General features: G+C 53.6%; 16 protein-coding genes. 12 read left to right on the top strand and 4 right to left on the bottom strand.

What is annotated here, in order from left to right; all coding sequences use genetic code 11:
* Positions 1-49 precede the first annotated feature (49 nt).
* Both galK and galT read right to left on the bottom strand, forming a co-directional pair.
* Complete coding sequence (galK, locus tag I2D83_RS06845) at positions 50-1,213, bottom strand: galactokinase (RefSeq protein ID WP_205947762.1); 1,164 nt, start codon at positions 1,211-1,213, stop codon at positions 50-52.
* Positions 1,214-1,222: 9 nt separating this feature from the next.
* Entirely contained in the window at positions 1,223-2,263 is a 1,041-nt protein-coding gene (galT, locus tag I2D83_RS06840) for a galactose-1-phosphate uridylyltransferase (protein ID WP_181848624.1), read from the bottom strand.
* A 463-nt stretch (positions 2,264-2,726) separates the two neighbouring features.
* On the opposite strand from galT, the gene galR reads away from it, so the two are divergent.
* Both galR and I2D83_RS06830 read left to right on the top strand, forming a co-directional pair.
* Positions 2,727-3,737: an HTH-type transcriptional regulator GalR gene (gene galR, locus I2D83_RS06835; protein ID WP_015841133.1), complete on the top strand. Its 1,011-nt coding sequence runs from the start codon at positions 2,727-2,729 to the stop codon at positions 3,735-3,737.
* Between the two features lie 472 nt (positions 3,738-4,209).
* Positions 4,210-5,532, top strand: a complete 1,323-nt coding sequence (locus I2D83_RS06830) for a maltoporin (RefSeq protein ID WP_205947761.1) — start codon at positions 4,210-4,212, stop codon at positions 5,530-5,532.
* Positions 5,533-6,048: 516 nt separating this feature from the next.
* On the opposite strand, the gene I2D83_RS06825 is transcribed toward I2D83_RS06830, so the two are convergent.
* Positions 6,049-7,131: an ABC transporter ATP-binding protein gene (locus I2D83_RS06825; RefSeq protein ID WP_181845653.1), complete on the bottom strand. Its 1,083-nt coding sequence runs from the start codon at positions 7,129-7,131 to the stop codon at positions 6,049-6,051.
* A 492-nt stretch (positions 7,132-7,623) separates the two neighbouring features.
* On the opposite strand from I2D83_RS06825, the gene I2D83_RS06820 reads away from it, so the two are divergent.
* The 6 genes from I2D83_RS06820 (at position 7,624) to I2D83_RS06795 (ending at position 14,969) form a co-directional block, all read left to right on the top strand.
* Entirely contained in the window at positions 7,624-8,856 is a 1,233-nt protein-coding gene (locus tag I2D83_RS06820) for an extracellular solute-binding protein (protein WP_205948148.1), read from the top strand.
* 89 nt (positions 8,857-8,945) lie between these two features.
* Entirely contained in the window at positions 8,946-10,262 is a 1,317-nt protein-coding gene (locus tag I2D83_RS06815) for a carbohydrate ABC transporter permease (RefSeq protein ID WP_180779757.1), read from the top strand.
* A gap of 12 nt (positions 10,263-10,274) precedes the next feature.
* On the top strand, positions 10,275-11,123 hold the full coding sequence (locus tag I2D83_RS06810; protein WP_180779758.1) for a sugar ABC transporter permease: 849 nt from the start codon (positions 10,275-10,277) through the stop codon (positions 11,121-11,123).
* A gap of 36 nt (positions 11,124-11,159) precedes the next feature.
* Positions 11,160-12,374, top strand: a complete 1,215-nt coding sequence (locus tag I2D83_RS06805; protein WP_181829075.1) for a glycoside hydrolase family 53 protein — start codon at positions 11,160-11,162, stop codon at positions 12,372-12,374.
* Positions 12,375-12,421: 47 nt separating this feature from the next.
* Positions 12,422-14,479, top strand: a complete 2,058-nt coding sequence (locus I2D83_RS06800; protein WP_205947760.1) for a beta-galactosidase — start codon at positions 12,422-12,424, stop codon at positions 14,477-14,479.
* 148 nt (positions 14,480-14,627) lie between these two features.
* The gene (locus tag I2D83_RS06795; RefSeq protein ID WP_180779761.1) at positions 14,628-14,969 is read left to right on the top strand and encodes a PTS sugar transporter subunit IIB; all 342 of its coding nucleotides are present in this window, start codon (positions 14,628-14,630) and stop codon (positions 14,967-14,969) included.
* A gap of 384 nt (positions 14,970-15,353) precedes the next feature.
* Here I2D83_RS06795 and I2D83_RS06790 read toward each other — a convergent pair whose 3' ends face one another.
* Positions 15,354-16,319, bottom strand: coding sequence for an aldo/keto reductase (locus tag I2D83_RS06790; RefSeq protein ID WP_181848627.1), 966 nt, complete (start codon positions 16,317-16,319; stop codon positions 15,354-15,356).
* Positions 16,320-16,582: 263 nt separating this feature from the next.
* Here I2D83_RS06790 and I2D83_RS06785 point away from each other — a divergent pair, with 263 nt between their 5' ends.
* From I2D83_RS06785 to mdtC, 4 genes are all read left to right on the top strand, one after another.
* A complete protein-coding gene (locus tag I2D83_RS06785; RefSeq protein ID WP_155116516.1) occupies positions 16,583-17,773 on the top strand; it encodes a NupC/NupG family nucleoside CNT transporter in 1,191 nt (396 codons plus the stop codon).
* 249 nt (positions 17,774-18,022) lie between these two features.
* Entirely contained in the window at positions 18,023-19,264 is a 1,242-nt protein-coding gene (locus I2D83_RS06780) for an MdtA/MuxA family multidrug efflux RND transporter periplasmic adaptor subunit (protein WP_205947759.1), read from the top strand.
* Positions 19,264-22,386 carry an MdtB/MuxB family multidrug efflux RND transporter permease subunit gene (locus tag I2D83_RS06775; protein WP_015841145.1) on the top strand — a complete coding sequence of 1,041 codons (3,123 nt, stop codon included), beginning with the start codon at positions 19,264-19,266 and terminating at the stop codon, positions 22,384-22,386. Before I2D83_RS06780 ends, I2D83_RS06775 begins: the two co-directional genes overlap by 1 nt.
* Positions 22,383-25,463: a multidrug efflux RND transporter permease subunit MdtC gene (gene mdtC / locus I2D83_RS06770; RefSeq protein WP_180779766.1), complete on the top strand. Its 3,081-nt coding sequence runs from the start codon at positions 22,383-22,385 to the stop codon at positions 25,461-25,463. The genes I2D83_RS06775 and mdtC overlap by 4 nt, the downstream gene beginning before the upstream one ends.
* The last annotated feature ends 308 nt before the right edge of the window (positions 25,464-25,771 follow it).

The following is a 25,771-nucleotide window of genomic DNA, read 5'->3' as shown; positions in this document are numbered from 1 at the left end:
AAAAGGGCTTTCATCAAAGCCCTTTTTACTCGCGATTTCCTGCCAGAACTTAGTTCAAGCGACCCGCACCGCCGGATGCCTGACACAGATAGATGGACGGCTGAAGCCCGGTACGCGCCGGATATTCACGTTCAATCACCTGTTTGACCTCGTCAGTCAGCGCCGAAGGGATAAGGGCGACAATACAGCCACCAAAACCGCCGCCAGTCATACGGACACCGCCCCGCTCGCCGACATAATCCTGAATTAACGCGACCAACGTATCGATCGGCGGCACGGTAATTTCAAAATCATCCCGCATAGAGACATGCGATTCCGCCATCAGCGTAAACAAACGATGCGCATCCTGACGCGCCAGTGCATCGGCCGCTTCCAACGTGCGGCGGTTCTCGGTAATCACGTGGCGCGCACGGCGAACCGCCACCGGATCCAGACCCGCGATTCCCGCTTCAAACTGCGACAGGGAAACATCACGCAGCGCCTTGACGTTAAAGTGACGCGCTGCCGCTTCACACTGCTGGCGGCGCGTATTGTACTCGCTGTCCACCAGCCCACGACGCACATTGGAATTCACGATCAGAACGTCAATGCCGTCGAGCATACGCACGGCACGCCCTTCCAGAGTGCGGCAGTCGATCAACATCGCCTGACCTGCACGTCCCTGGGCGGAAATAAACTGATCCATAATGCCGCAGCTACAGCCGACAAAATCGTTTTCTGCCTGCTGTCCGTTTAGCGCCACATCCAACTGGCTGATGTCCAGATTATTCAGCTCTTTGAACGTCTGCCCGATCGCCACTTCCAGCGAGGCCGATGAGCTTAGCCCTGCACCAGAAGGCACGTTGCCGGACACGACCATGTCCATGCCGCTGAGCGGTAGGCCGCGCGCCAGCAAAAATTTCACCGTGCCACGGATATAGTTGGCCCAGGTGTATTCCGGGTGAGGCTCGATTGCTTTAGCAAGATCGAACTCATCCTGCTGGTTGTCAAAATCCACCGCCACCACCCGCACGATGCCGTCCTGACGCACCGCCGCACTGACCACAGTCTGGTAATCAATAGCACACGGCAAGACAAACCCATCGTTATAGTCGGTGTGCTCGCCAATCAGGTTAACCCGACCGGGTGCCTGAATAGCGGCATGCGGCGCATAGCCAAATAATCGGACAAAAACAGACTCGGTTAACTGACGTAGAGAATCAATACGGCTCATAAAATGACCTCAAATTTGCTCACGAAAATGGATATCACTTACGCTGCGTAAACGTTCAGCGGCCTGCTCTGCCGTCAGATCACGCTGTGCCTCAGCCAGCATTTCATAGCCGACCATAAATTTGCGTACGCTGGCAGAACGTAACAACGGGGGATAAAAATGGGCATGCAGTTGCCAGTGCGCCACGTCGTCACCTTTAAATGGCGCACCGTGCCACCCCATTGAATAGGGGAATGAACACTGGAACAGGTTGTCATAACGGCTGGTCAGCTTTTTCAGGAGCAGAGCCAGATCGTCACGCTGAACATCATTCAACTGCGGTAACCGCTGTACGACGAACTTGGGCAACACCAGCGTTTCAAACGGCCACGACGCCCAATAAGGGACCACCGCTAACCAGTGATCCGTTTCCACCACGATGCGCGAGCCGTCAGCCTGTTCGCGGCGAACGTAGTCCAGCAGCAACGGCGAACCGTGACGGGAGAAATAGGCTCGCTGCTGATCGTCCTCACGCTGTACCTCGTTCGGCAGAAAATCGTTCGCCCAAACCTGTCCGTGCGGATGGGGATTCGAGCACCCCATCATCGTTCCTTTATTCTCAAAAACCTGAACCCACGGATACCGCTTGCCCAGTTCCTCGGTCTGATCGCTCCACGTATCAATCACCGCTTTCAACGCTGGCAGCGAAAGCTGCGGCAGGCTTTTACTGTGATCGGGAGAAAAACAGATGACGCGACTAACGCCACGGGCTTGCTGAACGCGGAAAAGCTCGTCGTCGCCCGACGGCGCATCCGGCGTATCCTCCATCAGTGCCGAAAAGTCATTCGTAAAAACAAAGGTGCCCTGGTAGTGCGGATTGATGTCGCCAGTAATGCGTTTGTTGCCCGCACATAGGTAACAGGTTGGATCGTAAGACGGCGGCGTGGAACGATCCGGTTCATCCTGCTGGCCCTGCCAGGGGCGCTTTGCGCGATGCGGAGAAACCAGAATCCACTCGCCCTTCAGCGGGTTAAAACGACGATGCGGATGTTCAGTTGGCTCAAACTGCATAAGCTATTCCTCAATACAAAACACAAATTCGGTACACGGCGTCGCCATACGCGGCCAATTGTATGGCGCTAACAGCCCGTCAGCGGCCTGGAAGAGGCATCCAGCCAGCCAGTAAACGCCGCCAGAAAAACCTCTGAATGTAATCATTTTCACTATATGTCATGGATAAAATAGCTGTGATAATGCCGAACACCGATAGCCAGCTATCTTTTAGCCACCATATTAGTGTAATCGGTTACCCTAAATTTAAACCTCAGGATGGTATTTTGGAAGAGAGAAATGACCGATGATTGTTGATAGCGATCACATAAGTACGGTCTGGATCAAAAAGGAAAGGAGGTCGGATAGGTAACATCCCCCAAAAACCTGTACATTTATAAATATAAGTAATCGATTTTTTCTTTTAACTTCTGCGTTAGGCTGCGGTTCGCCTCACAGCGCATTTGACCGTTCAGGAATGCCAATGGCCACAATAAAGGATGTTGCTCGTCTATCAGGTGTATCAGTCGCTACGGTTTCGCGCGTAATCAATAATTCGCCCAAAGCCAGTACCGCCTCAAGGGAAGCCGTACACAAGGCCATGGCGGAGTTGCAATATCATCCGAACGCCAATGCCAGAGCACTCGCGCACCAGAGTGCAGAAACCATGGGGCTGGTCGTTGCGGATGTATCCGATCCCTTTTTTGGGACGATGGTTAAATCTGTCGAACAAATTGCCCAGGCAACCGGCAACTTCCTGCTGATTGGCAACGGCTATCACAATGCCGAGCAGGAAAAGAAAGCCATTGAGCAGTTGATTCGCCACCGCTGTGCGGGGCTGATCGTGCATGCCAAAATGCTGTCGGATGAAGAACTGGCCGCCTTGATGAGCCATATTCCTGATATGGTGCTTATCAACCGTACCTTACCCGGCTATGAAAGCCGCTGTGTTGCGCTCGATGACCGCTATGGTTCCTGGCTGGCAACCCGTCATTTAATTCAGGAAGGGCACCAGAAGATCGGTTTCCTCTGTTCTAATCACCAAATTTCCGACTCCGCCGATCGCCTGCAAGGTTATATGGATGCGCTGCAAGAGCACGGCATCCCACGGGATGAGCGCCTCATTGCGCGCGCATCGCCGGACGAAGTGGGCGGCGAGTCTGCCATGATGGAGCTCCTGAGCCGGGGCGGCAATATGACGGCGGTGGTGTGCTACAACGATTCCATGGCTGCTGGCGCCCTTTCCGTCCTAAGCGACAACAGCATCAGCGTACCGCAGGATATGTCAGTGGTCGGGTTTGATGACGTATTGATCGCCCGTTACCTTCGCCCTCGCCTGACAACCGTGCACTATCCGGTTTCCGCGATGGCCATTCAGGCGGCAGAATTAGCCATCGCGTTATCCCACGGCAAACAGCTTAGCGAAACCACGAATATGTTTAGCCCGACGCTGGTACGCCGCCATTCTGTCAGCCCCCCAGCCCGTAAGAAGTAGTCACCTCTTATCAACGCCGCTTGCCTGATGCCGTATCATTCGCATCAGGCAAATAAGGCTGCTGAATCCCCCCTTGTTTTCGATTTATCTTCCTCAGGGATCCTTTCTCTCTTTTCCAGAAACGTTTCCTACTCCGCATCGCGTCACATCTTTTATGCAACGTTTCCGATTCTGCTATAAAAAAATTTTATGCTGCATTTGAGGCATACCGGCAAGATGTGTAACCAGTTACACATCATTACCTAGCGAATAACATCACAATAAGACTAATAAATATGCAAAGCACAGCCTGTAACATCGTTAATTCAGTGTAAATTTTGGTGTAACTCTTTTGTATTTTGTGAGAACAATCATGTCACGCCCCGTTTTATTCCCCCATAATCCTTCGCCATGAGTGGAAGCGTTTTACCTCCGTTCACGTCATGTTATTTGGAACATCCACATTCTTACCCGAATAAGCGAAAGGTATATTATGAAAAGAAAACTGCTGACGACATCCATTGCGCTGAGTTTGGCAATGCTGGCAACCCCTTCTTATTCCGTTGATTTTTCAGGATACTTCCGTTCTGGCGTGGGCGTATCAACCGATGGAAAACAGCAAACGGCAAATAAAAACCTAGTAGGACGATTAGGTAACGAAGATGACACCTACGGCGAAATCCAGTTAGGGCAGCAGCTGTATAACGAAAATGGGAAAACGTTTTACTTTGACAGCATGATTTCCATGATGTCGAACGGCTCTAACGATAATGAAACCACGAAAGATGACGATGCCGAATTCGGCCTACGCCAGCTAAATCTTCAGGCAAAAGGCTTTGTGCCAAACATGCCAGATGCTGTTGTTTGGGCAGGGAAACGCTATTACCAGAGACGTGATATCCATATTATTGATACAAAATATTATAATATATCAGGTTCTGGTGCAGGGATTGAAAATGTCAAGGCAGGTGACGGAGCCTTCTCTTTTGCCTGGATTCGTGGTGATGGTAAAAGCATGGCAACAAATAAGTGGAATGAAATCGAAGTCGGTAGAGATCCCTGGAATAATAAAATCACCACCTGGAAAAACCAAGTAGAAGATCTGAATATTAACTATCTTGATGCGCGCTATGCGGGCTGGAAACCATGGAATGGTGCATGGACAGAATTTGGATTAACCTATGCCATGCCAAATCCAACCGATGCCCAGAAAGAAATTCTGTCCGCAGAAAACAAACTTTATGATGCTAAAAATGGCATCATGGCAACTGCGGAACTTAGCCATTATTTCTCAAGCTGGAAAGCCAGCCAAAAATTAGTTCTACAATATGCAGATAAAGGCCTCGCCCAGAATATGATCTCACAAGGGGGGGGATGGTACGACGTGTGGAATTATAATACTAACGCAACGGGTTATCGTATTATCCAAACAGGTGATATCCCTCTAACCGATCAAATTACAATCAGCCATGTTTTAACTTACGGAAAAGCTGATAAAATATCCATTAACAACAAAGATAAAGATCTGATGTCAGCCGTTGCTCGTGGCCAATATGCCTGGACAAAAAATCAGAAAACATATTTAGAGATGGGAACATTCCGTTCAACTGAAACAGCGTTGGATGGTAATAAGAACAAATCCAGCGGTCAAAAATATACTATCGCACACGCATTTTCTGCCGATATTCCTATGCTGTCACGTCCTGAATTGCGTTTTTATGTTTCCTATCTGAATGATGGTGAAAATAAGTCATTCAACAGCAACAGGAAAGACAACACCATGAACTTCGGTATTCAGGCAGAAGCCTGGTGGTAATACCGCACTAACCCTCAGCCCGGCGGGCTCATCATTCCCGTCGGGTATTTCCCAAAAGGCTTTCTTCGGAGAGCCTTTTTCCGTTGCGGATAATATCCGCTATAAAATTCTCACTGCTTTATGTGTGATAGTACGAAAGTTTCGTGCGTGTCAACTATCTATCTAATCTGTGATTTCACCACACGCCCGACAAGGCGCGCTCAAGCGCCGCAGCGCCTTGACCACTGGCTTTTCGGCGCTAATTACGCCGCTACGCGATACCTTCGGCGTTCGTGACCGCTATTCGGGCCGCCAGTGACGCGCTCCAGACGCGGCACTGCCTTTCGCGGCGTCCATGCCGCTCACCCGGCAGTCACGCCCACCTCAGCGCAATTTTTTACGCCAGAGAAGCCCAAAACAGCGAAATATTGAGAGAAAGATGATTTTATCAGTGCACAGGATGAGCGCCCGATAAGGGCGCTGTTTATGTTTGGTAGGGGATTTTGGCTATTGAGATCCAGCGATGTCGTCGCTTAACTAGGCGCTGATGCGCAAACCATCGGCGTTAAACACCAGACAGTTATCAGGCGAGAAGAACACCTCAATATGTTCATACGGCTTGAAGGCGCTGTCGCCTGCCAGCAGCAGTTTGAAGTTATCAATACCGCAGCATTGACCGAACAGATAGGTGCTGTTGCCTAAACGTTCGACGACCTCACAGCCGAATGACAGCCGAATCCCCTCGCCTTCCGGTGAAACGTGTTCCGGCCGTAGTCCCAACGTTATCGTACTGCCAGCACTCAGCTCACTGGTACGAATCGGCAGCTCAAGCTGTAGCTGCTCGGCAACATTTACCGTCAGGCTATCCGGCGTCCAGTCGATGACTTGCGCAGGCAGGAAGTTCATTTTTGGCGAGCCGATAAAGCCCGCAACAAACTGGTTCACCGGTTGATAATAAAGCTCCATCGGCGATCCAACTTGCTCGACTTTGCCGTAGTTCATAACCACGATTTTATCCGCCAGCGTCATCGCCTCAACCTGATCGTGCGTCACGTAGATCATGGTCGTTTTCAGTTCCTGATGCAGCTTGGCAATGTGTAGCCGCATATCCACACGCAGCTCGGCATCCAGATTAGACAGCGGTTCATCAAACAGGAACACTTTCGGGTTACGCACGATAGCACGCCCGATCGCCACACGCTGGCGCTGACCGCCGGATAGCTCTTTCGGCTTGCGCTCAAGCAGATGAGACAGTTGCAGCGTCTTCGCCACCATCTCGATCTGGTGCTTAATCTGGTCTTTCGGTACGCCATTCACGCGCAGGCCATAACCCATATTCTCAGCGACGGTCATGTGCGGATAGAGCGCATAAGATTGAAACACCATGGCTACACCGCGGTGAGCGGGAGCAACATCATTTACCACAGCATCATCAATCATGATTTCACCGCCCGTGACATCTTCCAGCCCGGCAATCATTCTCAGCAACGTCGACTTACCACAGCCAGACGGCCCGACAAAAACAGCGAACTCTCCATCTGCAATCGTCAGATTCACATCGTGAAGCGTAATCGTTTTGCCAAAATGCTTACTAACTTTATCCAACTGGATAGACGCCATAACGGTAACCTCTTGATAATTTTGATTTTCAGGATATAAGCGTTGAGTCGCGATGGCCTGGAACCCGTCGACTCAAAATGGCTCGGCAGCCCTTCCAGATGCGTCCGCATCCGGCCAGGCTGACCTGCACGCTGGTCATAATCCCAATATAACAGCATGGTGTAACCGTTTGCACAAACAGGGGGTTACTTTTGTGCATGAGATCACAGCCTTTACATGTTTCGCTGGCAGACGTGGCGCACTCTGCTTAATGTAATCGCAACTGGTGTAACCGTTACCCTACATTGTGGAAAACGCGCAATAAAGCGCCAACCGCTATACAGAGACGATAACCAGAAAACGCGTACCGTCAGATGCCTCGTTTCCTGTTTTGTATTGCCGTGCAGTGTAACGTTACACCAACACCGCATAGAGGCGGCAAAAATGGCAAAAGAGAACAGTACGCGACGATTTCTTACCATGATGGGCCCACCAGGGCTTTGAGGACTAATGATGAAAATGAAAACACTGACCACCGTCATTATGATTTCACTGGGTATCACCGGCGTACTCAGCAAATCAGCGCTGGCGGCCGACAAAGAGCTTCTGGTATGGGAAGATATCAAGAAATCTGACGGCATCGCCGATGCGATCAAAGCCTTTGAAAAACAAAATAATGTCAAAATCAAAGTGCTGGAAACACCTTACGCTCAGCAAATTGAGAAACTCCGTCTGGACGGCCCGGCAGGTATCGGCCCGGATGTGATTGTGATGCCACACGATCAGGTTGGCACCGCCGTGGTTCAAGGATTGATTAGCGAACTGAAACTGGATCAGACGTTCCTGTCGAGTTTCACCAAACCCGCACTGGAAGCGCAAACCTATAACGGTAAGCTGTATGGCGTGCCAAAAGCCGTTGAAACCACCGTGCTGGTGTACAACAAAGACCTGATGCCACAGCCGCCGGAAAAATTTGACGATCTGTTTACCTTCTCCAAGCAGCAACGAGCCGAAGGTCGCTACGGTCTGCTGGCGAAATTTGACGAGATTTATTACGCCTATGGCGTCATAGCCGGGATGGGTGGCTACATTTTCGGCCAGAACAGCAACGGTTCACCGAATGTCAAAGACATCGGTCTGGATAAACAAGCCACCATCGATACCGTGAACTACATCAAGAAATTCTACGCTGATGGCCTGTTCCCACCGGGCATCGTCGGCGAAACCGGCGCTAACGCCATCGATTCCCTGTTTACCGAGAAAAAAGCCGCAGCGGTGATTACCGGCCCGTGGGCATTCCAACCCTACAAGAACGCTGGCGTAAATTACGGCGTGGCGCCACTGCCGCTGCTGCCAAACGGCGAGCATCCACGTTCACTGCTGGGTGTGAAAGGCTACAGCATTTCCACCTACTCCAAAAACAAAGAGCTGGCACAAAAATTCATTGAGTTCATCAATCAGCCGGAATACGCCAAAGTTCGCTTCCAGTTGACCGGTGAAATCCCACCGATCGCCGCACTGGTTGACGATCCGCTGATTAAAGATGACGAAAAATCCCGTGCTGTTGCAATCCAGTCTGGTTATGCCGTCCCTATGCCGAGCGTACCGGAAATGCAGGAAGTCTGGACGCCAGCCAACAGCGCGCTGCAACTAAGCGTGACGGGCAAACAGGACACCAAAGCAGCGCTGGAATCCGCCGTGAAAGTCATAAAAATGCAGATCGAAGCCAACCACAGTAACCAGTAAACAACCGCATCACCGTGCGTCAACATGGGCTCCCCTTGTTTCTCTCCGAATAAATTTTGGGGTATGGGGATACCCATGTTTTTAAGAAAATGGAGGTAGATGTGACCGTCAACGCCAGCGGCCTTGCGCCACAAGAGAGAGGACGTCGCCATGCCAGAACAGCGCTATTGCTGGCGCTCGTCCCCGGCCTTGGGCAGATTTATAACCGCCAGATCGTCAAAGGCGCGTTTTTCTTTATCGTCATGGTCTGCTTTATCAGCGTATTCCATGATTTCCTGCGGGACGGCACGTGGGGGCTGATTACGCTGGGCACCGAGCTGCCGCGCGATCACTCTATTTTTCTGCTGGCAAAAGGCATTATCAGTCTGATCGTCGCCGCCTTCGGCATCGGCGTTTACTATTGCAGCCTGCGCGATGCCTATGTGTGCGGCACCAGACGTGATAAAGGCCTGCCGCTGAACAGCGTGAAGAAGCAATATCAGATGCTGCTGAGCGAAGGCTTCCCTTATCTGATGATCACGCCCGGCTTTATCCTGCTGGTATTTGTTGTGGTGTTCCCGATTATTTTCGGTTTCTCTATCGCCTTTACCAATTACGACCTCTACCACACGCCGCCTGCCAAGCTGGTCGACTGGGTGGGAATGAAGAACTTTATCAACATCTTCCGGCTCGACCTCTGGCGATCAACGTTCTTTGACGTACTACAATGGACGGTCATTTGGACGCTGATTGCGACCACGCTCCAGTGTGCGGTGGGCATCCTGCTGGCGATTCTGGTGAACCAAAAAGGACTGCGTTTCAAACCGCTAATTCGCACCATCCTGATCCTGCCGTGGGCAGTACCGGGCTTTGTCACCATTCTGGTCTTCGCGGGGATGTTTAACGAAACGTTTGGCGTGATTAATAACGGCATTCTGGCCGCGCTCGGGATTGAGCCTAAGGCGTGGATGACCGATCCGTTCTGGACCAAGACCGCGCTGATTCTGATGCAAACGTGGTTAGGTTTCCCGTTTGTGTTCGCCATGACGACTGGCGTACTGCAGGCTATTCCTGACGACTTGTACGAAGCCGCGACGATTGACGGAGCCAGCAGTTGGTACAAGCTGACCACTATTACGCTGCCGCTGGTGCTCTACTCCATTGCGCCGATCATCATCACGCAGTACACGTTCAACTTTAATAATTTCAACATCATCTATCTGTTCAACAACGGGGGACCGGCGGTCATCGGTTCCAACGCAGGCGGGACGGATATTCTGGTGTCCTGGATTTATAAGCTGACCATGTCTTCTTCCCAATATGCGATCGCGGCCAGTATCACCATTCTGCTGTCGATCTTTGTCGTGGGAATCGCGCTGTGGCAGTTCCGCGCCACCAATTCCTTTAAACAAGACAACATGGCCTAGGAAAGCGCGCAGATGAAAAAACACAGCGTTAAACGCCAGAATTTTATCAAACTCGGCCTGACCTACCTGCTGCTGACGATAGTGGCCATCATCATTATTTATCCGCTGATCTGGACGGTAGGCGCGTCGTTGAATCCCGGCAGCAGCCTGCTCAACACCTCAATCATCCCGGATAACTTCTCCTTTATTCACTATGAGGAGCTGTTTAACGGCCAGATTGACTACGCCGCCTGGTACTGGAATTCGATGAAAATCAGCTTCCTGACCATGATTCTGACGCTCATCAGCGTCAGTTTCACCGCGTATTCGTTCTCTCGCTTCCGCTTTCGCGGCCGCCAGAACGGGCTGATGCTGTTTCTGCTGTTGCAGATGATCCCGCAGTTCTCCGCGCTGATCGCCATCTTCGTGCTGGCACAGATGCTGGGGCTGGTGAACAGCCATATTGCGCTGGTGCTGGTTTACGTCGGCGGCATGATCCCGATGAACACCTATCTGATGAAAGGCTATCTCGATGCTATTCCGAAGGATCTGGATGAGTCCGCGCGTATGGACGGCGCAGGCAATTTCCGCATCTTCATCGAGATCATTATGCCGCTGTCCAAACCGATCATCGCAGTGATTGCCCTGTTCTCGTTTACCGGTCCGCTGGGCGATTTCATTCTCTCCAGCACCATTCTGCGTACGCCGGATCAGTACACGCTTCCCATCGGGCTGTACAACCTGGTCGCGCAGAAAATGGGGGCCAGCTACACCACCTATGCCGCGGGAGCCGTGCTGATCGCGGTGCCGGTCGCCATTCTTTATCTTTCATTGCAAAAGTACTTTGTCTCCGGCCTGACGTCAGGCGGAACCAAAGGGTAATCATTCAACATCTGTACCTAATTCCAGGAACGTAAAATGAAAATGAAAAAACGCGTACTGATGGCCGCCATGCTGGCAACTGGCCTGTTGACCTTCTCCCTGCCGCAAACCCTGTATGCCGCAGAGAATGTGACGATCAATAAGTTGACGAACGTCCCTGCCGACTTCATTAAAGGCGCGGATATTTCCATGCTGAATGAGGTGGAAAAGCACGGCGGAAAATTTTATGACGAGAATGGCAAACAGAAAGACGCCATGCTGATTCTGAAAGAGAATGGGATTAACTATATTCGCCTGCGCATCTGGAACGATCCGAAAGATGCAGCGGGCAACGCCTACGGCGGCGGTAACAACGATCTGGCCACCACGCTGGCGCTGGCTAAACGCGCCAAAGCGAACGGCATGAAAGTGCTGCTGGATTTCCACTACAGCGATTTCTGGACCGATCCGGCTCACCAAAACAAGCCTAAAGCCTGGTCTGGCCTAGACATGGCAAAGCTCACCACGGCCGTACATGATTTCACTAAAGCCACGATTAGCGAATTCCAGAAAGCGGGCATCATGCCGGATATGGTGCAAATCGGTAACGAACTGAACGGCGGCATGCTTTGGCCGGAAGGAAAAAGCTGGGGCCAGGGTGGCGGCGAGTTCGATCGCCTCGCGGCGCTGCTGAAAGCCGGTATTCAGGGTGTTAAGGACGTACAAGGTTCGAACAACGTCAAAATCATGCTGCATCTGGCAGAAGGCACCAAAAACGACACCTTTATCTGGTGGTTCGATGAAATCGTCAAACGCAATGTTCCGTTCGATGTCATCGGTGCCTCGTTCTACACCTACTGGAACGGCCCCATCAGCGCGTTGCAGTACAACATGAACGACGTGACCAAACGCTACAATAAAGACATCATCGTGGTCGAAGCCGCCTATGCCTATACGCTGGAAAACTGCGATAACGCGGAAAACAGCTTCCAGCAAAAAGAGTTGGATGCGGGCGGCTATCCAGCCTCCGTTCAGGGTCAGGCCAACTACCTGCACGACCTGATGCAAAGCATCATCAACGTCCCCAATCAGCGCGGCAAAGGCATCTTCTATTGGGAGCCCATCTGGCTGCCTACCCCCGGCGCAACCTGGGCCACGAAAGCAGGTATGAAATACAACAATGACGAATGGAAGGAAGGCAACGCGCGAGAAAATCAGGCGCTGTTCGACTGCAAAGGCAACGTCCTGCCTTCCATCAAAGCGTTTAAGTAAGCCGCAAACCGAATTCAACACGTTGACAACCCGTTTAGGAGAGAACGATGTTCAAATTCCCCCCGCTAAGCAGCAAAGTCCCTGTTCTGCTGCACGGTGCTGACTATAATCCTGACCAATGGCTGGACAACCCAGAGGTTCTGGAAAAAGACATTGAAATGATGAAGCAGACCCAGTGCAACGTCATGTCCGTGGGTATTTTCAGTTGGTCTGGGCTTGAGCCGGAAGAAGGCCGCTACGAATTTGGCTGGCTGGACAGCCTCCTCGACACGCTGTATGCCAACGGCATCTTCGTTTTTCTGGCAACGCCCAGCGGTGCGCGCCCGGCCTGGCTGTCGCAGAAATACCCTGACGTGCTGCGAGTGGGTAGCAACCGCGTGCGGGCGCTGCACGGTGGTCGCCACAATCACTGCCTGAGCTCACCGAATTATCGCGAAAAAGTAAAACAGATGAATACCCAGTTGGCAAAACGCTACTCGCATCATCCTGCGGTGATCGGTTGGCACATTTCCAACGAATACAGCGGCGAGTGCCACTGCGATACCTGTCGCAGCACCTTCCAAAGCTGGCTGAAAGCCCGCTACGGTACGATTGACGCGTTGAATAAAGCGTGGTGGAGCACCTTCTGGAGCCACACCTATACCGACTGGTCACAGCTAGAACCGCCCTCGCCCATCGGTGAGGTGTCGATTCACGGCCTGAATCTGGACTGGAAACGCTTTAACACCTCACAGGTCAGTGATTTCTGTGCCGCAGAAATCGCACCGCTCAAAGCCGAAAATCCGTCACTGCCAACCACGACGAACTTCATGGAATACTTCTATGATTACGACTACTGGCAGTTGGCAAAGGTGATCGACTTCATCTCCTGGGACAGCTATCCGCTGTGGCATAACGCGGAAGATGACTGCGCGCTGGGTGCCTATACCGCGATGTATCACGACCTGATGCGTACGCTGAAAGGCGGAAAGCCCTTCTATCTGATGGAGTCAACGCCGAGCCTGACCAACTGGCAGCCGATCAGCAAGCTGAAAAAGCCGGGTATGCACATCCTGTCTTCGCTTCAGGCCGTCGCGCACGGTTCCGACTCCGTGCAATATTTCCAGTGGCGTAAGAGCCGCGGTTCCGTCGAGAAATTCCACGGTGCCGTCGTCGATCATGTCGGGCATATTGATACCCGCGTCGGGCGTGAAGTGCAGGAACTGGGTGATATCCTCAACAAACTCGCTCCGGTAGCCGGTAGCCGGGTTGACGCCAAAGTCGCCATCATTTTCGACTGGGAAAGCCGCTGGGCGATGGATAACGCTCAAGGGCCGCGCAACGCCGGGCTGTTCTACGAAAAAACCGTTACCGAACATTATCGTACGTTCTGGGAACAGGGCGTGACGGTGGACATCATCAACGCCGATGTCGATCTCAGCGGCTATCAGCTCGTGATTGCGCCGATGCTTTACATGGTACGCGATGGCTTTGCCGAACGCGTCGATGCCTTCGTCAAACAGGGCGGCCGCTTCGTCACCACTTACTGGTCTGGCGTCGTCAACGAAACCGATCTGTGCCATCTGAACGGTTTCCCAGGCCCACTTCGTCCTATCATGGGAGTTTGGGCAGAAGAAATCGACGGGCTGTACGATCATGAAAGCAACAGCATCAGCGGCCTGAGCGGTAACGAGCAAGGTCTGGTCGGCCCGTATCAGGTCACACACCTGTGCGAACTGATTCACCTTGAGGGCGCGCGAGCGCTGGCGACCTATGACAGCGATTTCTATGCCGGACGTCCGGCCGTTACGGTTAATGACTACGGCAAAGGTCAGGCCTATTACATCGCCTCACGCAACGACCTCGCCTTCCAGCGTGATTTCTTCACCACGCTGATACAGGCGCTGGCTCTACCGCGCGCGCTACCGACCGACCTGCCTTACGGGATTGTCGCTCATCGTCGCGATGACGGGGAAAACGAGTTTATCTTCGTACAGAACTACACGGCGACGCCGCAGCACATTACGCTGCCTGCCGCCTACGAAGAAATGACCACCGGCAGCACGCTGTCAGGATCCATTACGCTGTCAGGCTACGGCTGCCGGATCTTGCGCCGCACGCTGTAGTAAACACACCTGCTTACCGGTTAAGCACAGGGCGGCCACGGTGATAAGTATTCCTACGAAACCTCATCACCGTGTGTCGCCTAACAGTAATGTCAGGTGAACGGCATTATCCTATGCACGCTGATAAACAAACGACGAGGTGACTACGATGGGCAAGATTCACAATTTTCGGAAATTGTTCGCATCAATGTTGGGTAAGCAAATTACCGAGATTGAAATCGCTTCACCGCTAGATAAAGAGAATTTGCAGCAGTTGGTGAACGCCTTTGGCGGCAAAGAAAATATCGTCAGTCTGGATGCCTGCATCACCCGCCTGCGGGTTGAGGTTCACAGCCTGCGACTGGTCAACAGCGACAGCCTGCAAAAACTGGGGGCTATCGGTGTGATCATCGTCGGTCATCAGGTACAGGCTATTTTCGGTACGCAGTCAGATAACCTGCGCCGCGAACTGGCCGCCTGGTTTGAGGATGATGGCGCAGAAGCGCGGTAGCGGTTTTAGACCTGCTTAGTCGCATTTTTATGCCACTATTGAAGCAGTTTCGTGCGCGATAATAATGTTGTGAATGTACGAATACCGTTATCCGGCGTAAAAAATTATGCAGCGGTGGGCTTGACCGCCGAGTGAGCGACAGGACGTCGCGAAAACCAGTGCCGCGTCGGGAACGCGTCACTGGTGGCTCGATTAGCGGTCATGAACACCGATGGGACCGCGTAGCGGCATAATTCCCGCCAAAAGCCGGGGTTCATAGGGGGCTGGCGTAGCCCCTTATGTCGGGCGCGTGCTACGACGTAGCATGAAAATGGCGATATTATGGCGCACGAAACCATCTTCACGTACGCATAAATATAAAAGTGTACCGAAGCCAGCCGCGTCCTAATAACGACTCGCGCGATTCAACAACTCAATATCTTCTGCCTGCAACGATAATCGCGTCGCGCTCGCAAGTTCCGCTACCTGTTCCAGCGATGTCGCACTGGCAATCGGGGCAGTAATACTCGGGCGGGCAATCAGCCAGGCCAGCGCAACCTGCGACGGCGTCGTCTGATGTGCATTCGCCACGCTATCCAGCGCTTCCAAAATAGTGCGGCCGCGCTCGTTGAGGTATTTCTCCACCACGCCCTGTCCGCGCGCACTTTTCGACGCATCCTTCGGCTGGCGATACTTGCCTGACAAGAACCCGCTCGCCAGCGAATAATAGTTAATGACCCCGAGCCCTTGCTCACGCACCAGCGGTTCCAGCGCGGCTTCATAGCCCTGCCGATCGTACAAGTTGTATTCCGGTTGCAGCGTTTCATAACGCGCCAGATGGTTGGCTTTACTGATTTTCAGCGCCTCGGCCAGACGTGTCGCACTGTAGTTAGACGCGCCAATCGCGCGGACTTTCCCCTCTTTAATCAGCGCATCAAACGCGGCCAGCGTGTCTTCCAGCGGCGTATCTTTGTCGTCCGTGTGTGCCTGATAGAGATCGATATAGTCCGTTTGCAAACGCTGTAATGAAGCCTCGACCGCCTGACGAATATAGCGAGGAGACAGCCCTTTCTTACCATCGCCCAAATCCATCCCCACTTTAGTGGCGAGAATGACCTTGTCACGCTGGCCGCTTTTCTTCAGCCAGTTGCCGATAATCGTTTCAGATTCACCGCCCTGATTGCCGGGTGCCCAACGCGAATACACATCAGCGGTATCAATGAAATTCAGTCGATGCGCCAGCAGCGCATCCAGGAGGCTAAACGACGTCGATTCGTCAACCGTCCAGCCAAAAACATTACCGCCAAACGAGAAAGGTGGAACCACGATCCCAGAACGTCCAAGTTCACGTGTGGTATCTGATACTGACATAATCACTCTCCTTTTGAATCATGCAGAAAACATCATAAAAATACTCGCCAACCTGCAACCTAAAGCAGGGCAACGCCACTTTCTGTGTGGGATAAGAATAATGAATGAACAGAAAGGCGCAAATAACGAGACGTAGCATTTAGTTTAGATAAAATCCCAAGGTATAATTGTTTTTTTGCGTTACTCCTCTCATTTTTAATGCACGCGTTACATAAAATGACGTGGAAAATTTGGCCTGCCTCATATTTGGAGCACACATGTCCTTGTCCCATATCGCGCAATTTATTCTGGCGCTGGTTGTTGTTACGGCGCTGGCGCTGCTTGTCTGCCGCGATCGTAAAAGCATTCGTATTCGTTTTATTATTCAGCTACTCGTCATCGAAATCCTGCTTGCTTACTTCTTCCTGTACTCAAACGTTGGGTTAGGTGTCGTTAAGGGGTTCGCGGCGGTATTCGACAAATTACTCGGATTTGCAGGCCAAGGGACGGACTTCGTATTCGGTGACATGGTGAATAGTGAGAAGAACCTGATTTCCTTCTTCTTCAAAGTGCTCTGCCCTATCGTCTTCATTTCCGCGCTGATCGGTATCCTGCAACACATTAGAGTGCTGCCGATCATTATCCGCGCGATTGGTACGCTCCTGTCCAAAGTGAACGGCATGGGCAAACTGGAATCCTTTAACGCGGTCAGTTCACTGATTCTCGGCCAGTCCGAAAACTTCATTGCCTACAAAGATATTCTGGGCAAGATGTCTGAAAAACGCATGTACACCATGTCCGCGACCGCCATGTCGACCGTATCGATGTCTATCGTCGGTGCATACATGTCGATGCTGGATGCCAAATTCGTCGTTGCTGCGCTGATTCTGAACATGTTCAGTACCTTCATCGTACTGTCGCTGATTAACCCCTACAAAGTCGGTGAAGAGCCGGAATTGCAGTTGGGTAATCTGCATGAAAATCAGAGCTTCTTTGAAATGCTGGGCGAATACATTCTGGCGGGCTTTAAAGTCGCCGTTATCGTTGCAGCCATGTTGATCGGCTTCATTGCACTGATTGCCGCGGTCAACGCGATTTTCAGCGCCATTTTTGGCATCAGCTTCCAGGAAGTCCTCGGCTACGCGTTCTACCCGTTCGCCTGGATCATGGGTATCCCATCTAACGAAGCTCTGCAGGTGGGTAGCATCATGGCGACCAAACTGGTTTCTAACGAGTTTGTCGCGATGCTGGAACTGCAAAAAGTGGCAGGCGAACTGTCTCCACGCAGCGTGGGCATTCTGTCCGTGTTCCTGGTGTCCTTCGCCAACTTCTCATCCATCGGGATTATTGCCGGTGCGATTAAAGGCCTGAACGAGCAACAGGGCAACGTGGTTTCCCGTTTCGGTCTGAAACTGGTTTACGGTTCCACGCTGGTGAGCATCCTTTCCGCCGCTATCGCGGGTCTGGTGCTGTAATCCTTCACTGCGTTATTCCTCGCTTATCTTTATCCGGCAGCCTCGCGCTGCCGGATTTTTTTTCCCTACAAACCCTGACATATCTTCCATATTTCCTTCATTTTTATCCGGCATCTCCTGTTTAAACTAGTAAAATAAGGCCATTAGTCCCATACCTGCTTGCTAGAGTGACAACGCACGCACGTGCAGCTTGAAGTATGACGGGTACACCGTGCTTCCCGCGCAACCTGGAGAGAGTAATCCATCACTATGAATGCCAAACGTATCCGAGGCCTGCTGATATTTGCCGCCGTTATCGCTATTGCCGTGCTGATCTGGCGCCACTTTACTCAGACATCGCCTGCTGCCCCCGGCACGGGTGAACAGCACGCCGCCCGTACGTCACATTCGGGAAGCAACAGCAGTGGCAATGGCGGTGGACGCCGAGCGGCCATGCGCACGCTGGCTCCCGTTCAGGCGGCAGTCACGCAATCCGCATCCGTACCCTACTATCTGTCCGGTTTAGGCACCGTGACCTCGGCCAATACCGTCACGCTGCGCAGCCGGGTAAACGGGCAACTGATGGCATTGCACTTTCAGGAAGGACAACAGGTTAAGGCTGGCGACCTGCTGGCGGAAATCGACCCACGGCCTTTTCAGGTTGAGTTAACGCAGGCACAGGGGCAGTTGGCAAAAGATCGGGCCGTACTGGCTAATGCCCAACAGGATTTAGCGCGCTATCAGCAACTGGTGAAAACCAACCTGATCTCCCGCCAGGAGCTGGATGCCCAGACCGCCGCCGTTCGTCAGGCGGAAGGGACGCTAAAAGCCGATGAAGGCGCCGTAGCCAGTGCACAGCTCCAGTTGGATTACAGCAAGATCACCGCGCCGATCAGCGGCCGGATCGGTTTAAAACAGGTCGATGTCGGCAATTACATCACCAGCGGCGATACCAATGGTATTGTCGTGATTACGCAAACCTACCCTATTGATGTCGTCTTTACCGTACCGGAAGCAGAAATCTCCACGATCCTGAACGCACAAAAATCCGGCCAGCCCCCCATGGTGGAAGCCTGGGATCGCGCCAATCAAAAGAAACTCTCACAGGGCACCCTGTTGAGCATGGACAACCAGATTGACGCCACCACGGGCACGATCAAGCTCAAGGCGCGTTTTGACAATCTGGACGATGCCCTCTTCCCGAACCAGTTCGTCAATATCCGCATGAAGGTCGATACGCTGAAAAACGCCGTTGTCGCTCCTTCCGCCGCCGTGCAAATGGGGAATGAAGGCCGCTTCGTGTGGATTCTGAATGATAAAAACGAAGTCAGTAAGCGTCAGGTCACCACCAGTATTCAGTACGGCCAGTTGGTTGTGGTAACCGCCGGACTGGACGCCGATGTGAAGGTGGTCACTGACGGTATCGACCGTCTGACCGAAGGGGCGAAAGTGGAAGTCGTGCCCTCAGCGCTGACGGAGAAAACGCCTGCCATCGCCGGGGAGAAATCCTGATGCAGGATACCGTTCCAGCCAGCGGCGGCGGGCCGTCACGCCTGTTTATTCTGCGCCCCGTCGCAACAACGCTGCTGATGATCGCCATTCTACTGGCCGGTATCATCGGCTATCGGGCGCTGCCGGTTTCCGCACTGCCCGAGGTTGATTACCCAACGATTCAGGTCATTACCCTGTATCCCGGTGCCAGCCCCGACGTGGTGACGTCGGCGATTACCGCGCCGCTGGAGCGGCAGTTCGGTCAGATGTCCGGGCTAAAACAGATGTCGACGCAGAGTGCTGGCGGCGCTTCCGTCATCACACTTCAGTTCCAGCTTGAACTGTCGCTGGACGTCGCCGAACAGGATGTGCAGGCCGCCATCAATGCGGCCAGCAACCTGCTACCGAACGATCTGCCCTATCCCCCGACCTACAGCAAAGTAAACCCGGCCGATCCGCCAATTATGACGCTGGCCGTCACCTCCAGCGCCATGTCGATGACGCAGGTGCAGGACATGGTGGATAACCGCATCGCGCAGAAAATCTCGCAGGTAGCGGGCGTCGGTCTGGTGTCGTTAGCCGGTGGGCAACGTCCTGCCGTGCGGGTAAGGCTGAACGCGCCAGCGCTGGCGGCATACGGCTTGACCAGTGAAACGATTCGCACTGCGATTACCGCCGCCAACGTGAATTCCGCCAAGGGGAGTCTGGATGGTCCGACGCGTTCGGTCACGCTCTCCGCCAACGACCAGATGAAGACCGTTGATGATTACCGAAAACTGATTGTCGCGTGGAAGAATGGCGCACCGGTGCGGCTTCAGGATGTCGCCACTATCGAGCAGGCCGCCGAGAATATTCATCTTGGTGCCTGGGCGAATAGGCAGCAGGCGATCATTATCAACGTTCAGCGCCAGCCGGGTGCCAACGTCATCACAACCGCGGACAGCATTAACAAGATGCTACCTGCGTTAAAAGCCAGCCTGCCGAACGCTGTCGAGGTCACCACGCTGACTGACCGCACCACCAGCATTCGCGCCTCGGTGAAAGACGTCCAGTTCGAGCTGCTGCTGGCTATCGCGCTGGTCGTAATGGTGATTTACCTGTTCTTGCGTAACGCCGTCGCTACGCTGATCCCCAGCATCGCCGTACCGCTATCGCTAGTTGGCACCTTTGCCGCCATGTATTTCCTCGGTTTTTCCATCAATAACCTGACGCTGATGGCGCTCACCATCGCCACCGGTTTCGTGGTGGATGACGCTATAGTGGTGATTGAAAACATTGCCCGCTATATCGAAAAAGGGGAAAAACCGCTTAACGCCGCGCTGAAGGGTGCGGGAGAAATCGGCTTCACCATTATTTCTCTGACGTTCTCACTCATCGCCGTGCTGATCCCGCTGCTGTTTATGGGTGATATCGTCGGACGGCTATTCCGCGAATTTGCCGTCACGCTGGCGGTATCTATCCTGATTTCCGCCGTCGTGTCGCTCACGCTAACACCAATGATGTGCGCCCGCATGCTGAGTCATCAGTCTCTGCGGAAACAGAATCGTTTTACCCGTGCCAGCGAACGTTTCTTCACTCGCCTGATTGATGCCTACGGCGTCTGGCTACGCAAGGTATTGAATCATCCGTGGCTGACGCTCAGCGTCGCGCTCGGTACGCTGCTGCTGACGATTCTGCTCTATATCTGGATCCCGAAAGGCTTCTTCCCGATACAGGATAACGGCATTATTCAGGGCACCGTGCAGGCGCCGCAAACCGTCTCGTTCAGCAATATGGCCGACCGCCAGCAGCGCGTTGCGTCCATCATCATGAAAGATCCTGCGGTGGAAAGCGTGTCCTCGTTCATCGGCGTTGACGGCACCAATGCCGCATTGAATAGCGGCAGGCTGCAAATCAACCTGAAACCGCTCAGTGAACGCAGCGAACGCATTCCAGAGATCATCAGCCGCCTGCAACAGCAGACCGCACAGATTCCCGGCATCCAGCTGTATCTGCAACCGGTGCAGGATCTCACTATCGATACTCAGATTAGCCGCACGCAGTACCAGTTTACGCTACAGGCGATGTCTCTCGATGAACTCAGCGCCTGGGTGCCGAAACTGATGACCGAACTGAAAAAACTGCCGCAGTTAGAGGATGTCAGCAGCGACTGGCAAGATGGCGCCGCCGTCGCCTACGTCAATGTGAATCGTGACAGCGCCAGCCGTCTGGGCATCACGATGTCGCAGGTCGACAGCGCGTTGTACAACGCCTTCGGTCAGCGTCTGGTTTCCACCATCTATACACAGGCTAGCCAGTACCGCGTCGTGCTTGAGCACGATACGACGAACAACACCGGTCTGGACGCGTTGAACGACGTGCGTCTCATCAGCAGCGACGGTGGCACCATTCCGCTCAGCAGTATTGCCACCATTGAAGAGCGCCAAGGGCCGCTGGCGATCAACCATATCGACCAGTTCCCATCGACGACGATCTCCTTCAACGTCGCCAACGGTTATGCGCTGGGTGAAGCGGTGGATGCCATCACGCAGGCCGAACAGCAGATGAACCTGCCTGCGGATATTACCACTCGTTTTCAGGGCAGTACGCTGGCGTTCCAATCGGCGCTGAGCAGCACCGTATGGCTTATCGTGGCGGCGATTGTCGCAATGTACATTGTGCTCGGCGTGCTGTACGAAAGCTTTATTCACCCGATCACCATCTTGTCCACGCTGCCAACAGCGGGCGTCGGTGCGCTGCTGGCGCTGATGATGGCGGGGAATGAGCTGGATGTGATCGCTATTATCGGAATTATTTTGCTCATAGGGATCGTGAAGAAGAACGCCATCATGATGATCGACTTCGCGCTGGCGGCGGAGCGAGAACAGGGCATGAAACCGTATGACGCGATTTATCAGGCCTGCCTGCTGCGCTTCCGGCCGATTCTGATGACGACCATGGCGGCGTTGCTAAGTGCGCTACCGCTCATGCTGAGTACTGGCGTCGGCGCGGAACTGCGCCAGCCGCTGGGGATCTGTATGGTCGGCGGCCTGATCATGAGCCAGATTCTGACGCTGTTTACCACACCGGTGATTTACCTGCTGTTTGACCGTCTGGCGACGCGTTTCCGCCGTGCGCCGCGTCAGGAGGAAGAAACCGAGTGAAGTTCTTCGCCCTGTTCATCCACCGCCCCGTCGCCACCCTGCTGCTGACGCTGGCCATCGCGCTCTGTGGCGTACTGGGTTTCCGCCTGTTGCCGGTGTCGCCGCTGCCGCAGGTGGATTTCCCGGTGATTTCGGTCAGCGCTTCGCTGCCCGGTGCCTCGCCGGAAACGATGGCCTCCGCCGTCGCGACGCCGCTGGAACGGGCACTCGGCAGGATCGCAGGCGTCAGCGAAATGACCTCAACTAGCTCGCTCGGCAGCACGCGCGTCATTCTGGTGTTTAACCTCGATCGCGATATCAACGGCGCAGCGCGCGATGTGCAGGCGGCCATCAACGCAGCACAGAACCTGCTGCCGTCCGGTATGTCCAGCCGACCGACCTACCGCAAAGTCAATCCGTCCGACGCGCCCGTCATGATCCTGACGCTGACCTCTGACACCTACAGTCAGGGGCAGCTGTACGACTTTGCCTCGACCCAACTGTCACAGAAAATTTCGCAGATGGAAGGCGTCGGCGATGTCTCCATCGGCGGGAGTTCCCTCCCCGCCGTGCGCGTCGCGCTGAATCCGGTAGCGCTGTTTAATCAGGGTATTTCCCTCGACGAGGTACGGCAGGCTATCGCGCAGGCAAACGTCCGCCAGCCGCTGGGGAATGTGGAAAACAGCCAGAAAAGCTGGCAAATAAAAACCAACGATGAGCTAAAAACCGCCGATGCCTACGCGCCGCTGATTATCCATTACAACAACGGCGCTGCCGTCCGCCTGAGCGATGTCGCCACGGTGGAAGATTCAGTGCAGAACTCACGTAACGCGGGGATGGCGAATGCAAAGCCCGCGATTCTGGTGATGATTCGTCGCGCGCCGGATGCCAACATTATTACCACGGTAGACAATATCCGCGCCGCCATGCCAGAGCTGCGTGCCAGCCTGCCTGCTGAAATACAGCTGGATGTCGCACAGGATCGTTCCCCCACCATCCGTGCATCGCTGGCGGAAGTGGAACAATCGCTGGTTATCGCCGTCGCGCTGGTTATTCTGGTCGTCTTCCTGTTTCTGCGTTCCGGCCGTGCCACCGCCATTCCGGCGCTGGCTGTGCCGGTATCGCTGATCGGCACCTTCGCGGCAATGTACCTGTGCGGCTTTAGCCTGAACAACCTGTCGCTGATGGCGCTGACCATTGCCACCGGTTTCGTGGTGGATGACGCTATCGTGGTGCTGGAGAATATTTCCCGCCATATCGAAGCGGGTATGAAGCCGCTCCAGGCGTCACTCCAGGGCGTGCGCGAAGTGGGGTTCACCGTCTTATCCATGAGTCTGTCGCTGGTTGCGGTGTTCATCCCGCTCCTGTTGATGGACGGTTTGCCGGGGCGACTATTCCGCGAGTTCGCCGTCACGCTGTCGGTAGCGATCATGATTTCGCTGCTGATCTCACTCACGCTTACGCCGATGCTGTGCGCACGACTGCTGCGTGCTGTCCCCAAACGCAGCCAGCCGCGCAAGCAAGGTTTTAATCGCGTCCTGCTGGCGATGCAGCAAGGCTACGGGCGATCGCTGAAATGGGTGCTCAACCATGCACGCTGGGTGTTGCTGCTCCTGCTGGGCACCATCGCGCTCAACGTCTGGCTATATATCAGCATTCCGAAAACCTTCTTTCCCGAACAGGATACGGGCCGGCTGATGGGCTTTATTCAGGCTGACCAGAGTATTTCTTTTCAGGCCATGACGGTGAAACTCCAGAACTTCATGACCATTGTCAGCAGCGACCCAGCGGTGGATAACGTTAACGGATTTACCGGCGGATCGCGCACCAACAGCGGTTCGATGTTTATTTCGCTTAAGCCGCTGTCCGAGCGCGATGTGTCGGCACAGCAGGTCATCAGCCGTCTGCGCATCAAACTGGCCAAAGAACCCGGCGCTAACCTGTTTTTAATGCCAGTACAGGATATTCGCATCGGCGGACGGGAAGCGAACGCCGGGTATCAGTACACGCTGCTGTCTGACGATTTGAGCGAACTGCGTACCTGGGAACCCAAGATTCGTGCGGCTTTCAGCAAACTGCCTGAACTGGCCGATGTGAACTCCGATCAGCAGGATAAAGGCGCAGAAATGGCGCTAACCTACGATCGTGATGCGATGGCGCAGCTCGGCATCAGCGTCTCTGCCGTCAATGCACTGCTCAATAACGCCTTCGGACAGCGTCAGATTTCAACCATTTACCAGCCGTTAAACCAATATAAAGTGGTGATGGAAGTGGATGACGCCTACACGCAGGACGTCAGTTCACTGAACAAGATGTTCGTGATCAACAGCGAAGGTAAACCCATCCCGCTCTCTTATTTCGCCAGTTGGAAGCCAATCAACGCACCGCTGTCGGTGAACCATCAGGGGTTGTCTGCTGCCTCAACCATCTCTTTCAACCTGCCGGAAGGCACCGATCTGTCCAGCGCGACGGCGGCAATAGAAAGAACCATGACGTCGCTGGGCGTGCCGTCAGCGGTACGTGGTCAGTTCTCCGGTACGGCACAGGCGTTCCAGCAGTCGCAGTCTTCCCAGCTGTTGCTGATTCTGGCGGCGATTATCACCGTGTATATCGTGCTGGGCGTGTTGTATGAGAGCTACGTGCATCCTCTGACGATTCTGTCCACCCTGCCCTCGGCTGGCGTGGGAGCGCTGTTAGCACTGGAATGGTTCGGCGCGCCGTTTAGTCTGGTGGCGCTGATTGGTATCATGCTGCTGATTGGGATCGTGAAGAAGAACGCGATCATGATGGTGGATTTCGCGCTGGTGGCCCAGCGCAGCGGCAAACTGAGCGCGCAGGACGCGATTTTCCAGGCCTGCCTGCTGCGTTTCCGCCCGATTATGATGACCACCTTAGCCGCGCTGTTTGGCGCACTGCCGCTGGTACTGACCAGCGGCGACGGTGCAGAACTGCGACAGCCACTCGGCATCACGATCGTCGGCGGGCTGGTGATGAGCCAAATCCTTACGCTGTACACGACCCCGGTGGTGTATCTGTTTTTCGATAAACTGAGGAATATTCGGCGCAAAGCGCCGGAGAGGGATGTGTCACTGTCATAGCTGAACATGAGCACTGGTAAAATGCTACTTTAGGGGAAGTTTCGTGCGCTTAACGTTCTCTGTTTTTCTAGTAGCGTTCCGAACGCGCCCGACCAAGGGCGGCTCAACGCGCCGAAACCAGAGAATAGGAACGCTTAACTCTCAACGTACCTCCACCTTGGCGTAAATGATGCTGAGGAGGAGATGATCTCTCGGATAAGCAGCAGGATTTGTCACTATCTGGCTGAACATGAGTAACGGTAAAGATCTAATAACATGCTATTCCAGGGGAGATTTCGTGCGCTCAAGCTTCACCATTTTTCTAGTAG

This window comes from Pectobacterium aroidearum (assembly GCF_015689195.1).
In the GTDB taxonomy this organism is placed as follows: domain Bacteria; phylum Pseudomonadota; class Gammaproteobacteria; order Enterobacterales; family Enterobacteriaceae; genus Pectobacterium; species Pectobacterium aroidearum.
This window is presented reverse-complemented; position numbering and strand designations above follow the sequence as displayed.

Bases quoted from the DNA above. Each gene is read 5' to 3' on its own strand.
- I2D83_RS06820 (WP_205948148.1), top strand. From the start codon at position 7,624: ATGAAAATGAAAACACTGACCACCGTCATTATGATTTCACTGGGTATC.
- galT (WP_181848624.1), bottom strand. From the start codon at position 2,263: ATGCAGTTTGAGCCAACTGAACATCCGCATCGTCGTTTTAACCCGCTG.
- I2D83_RS06780 (WP_205947759.1), top strand. From the start codon at position 18,023: ATGAATGCCAAACGTATCCGAGGCCTGCTGATATTTGCCGCCGTTATC.
- I2D83_RS06790 (WP_181848627.1), bottom strand. From the start codon at position 16,319: ATGTCAGTATCAGATACCACACGTGAACTTGGACGTTCTGGGATCGTG.
- galK (WP_205947762.1), bottom strand. From the start codon at position 1,213: ATGAGCCGTATTGATTCTCTACGTCAGTTAACCGAGTCTGTTTTTGTC.
- I2D83_RS06805 (WP_181829075.1), top strand. From the start codon at position 11,160: ATGAAAATGAAAAAACGCGTACTGATGGCCGCCATGCTGGCAACTGGC.
- I2D83_RS06810 (WP_180779758.1), top strand. From the start codon at position 10,275: ATGAAAAAACACAGCGTTAAACGCCAGAATTTTATCAAACTCGGCCTG.
- I2D83_RS06775 (WP_015841145.1), top strand. From the start codon at position 19,264: ATGCAGGATACCGTTCCAGCCAGCGGCGGCGGGCCGTCACGCCTGTTT.
- I2D83_RS06795 (WP_180779761.1), top strand. From the start codon at position 14,628: ATGGGCAAGATTCACAATTTTCGGAAATTGTTCGCATCAATGTTGGGT.
- I2D83_RS06800 (WP_205947760.1), top strand. From the start codon at position 12,422: ATGTTCAAATTCCCCCCGCTAAGCAGCAAAGTCCCTGTTCTGCTGCAC.
- I2D83_RS06825 (WP_181845653.1), bottom strand. From the start codon at position 7,131: ATGGCGTCTATCCAGTTGGATAAAGTTAGTAAGCATTTTGGCAAAACG.
- I2D83_RS06830 (WP_205947761.1), top strand. From the start codon at position 4,210: ATGAAAAGAAAACTGCTGACGACATCCATTGCGCTGAGTTTGGCAATG.
- I2D83_RS06815 (WP_180779757.1), top strand. From the start codon at position 8,946: ATGGAGGTAGATGTGACCGTCAACGCCAGCGGCCTTGCGCCACAAGAG.
- galR (WP_015841133.1), top strand. From the start codon at position 2,727: ATGGCCACAATAAAGGATGTTGCTCGTCTATCAGGTGTATCAGTCGCT.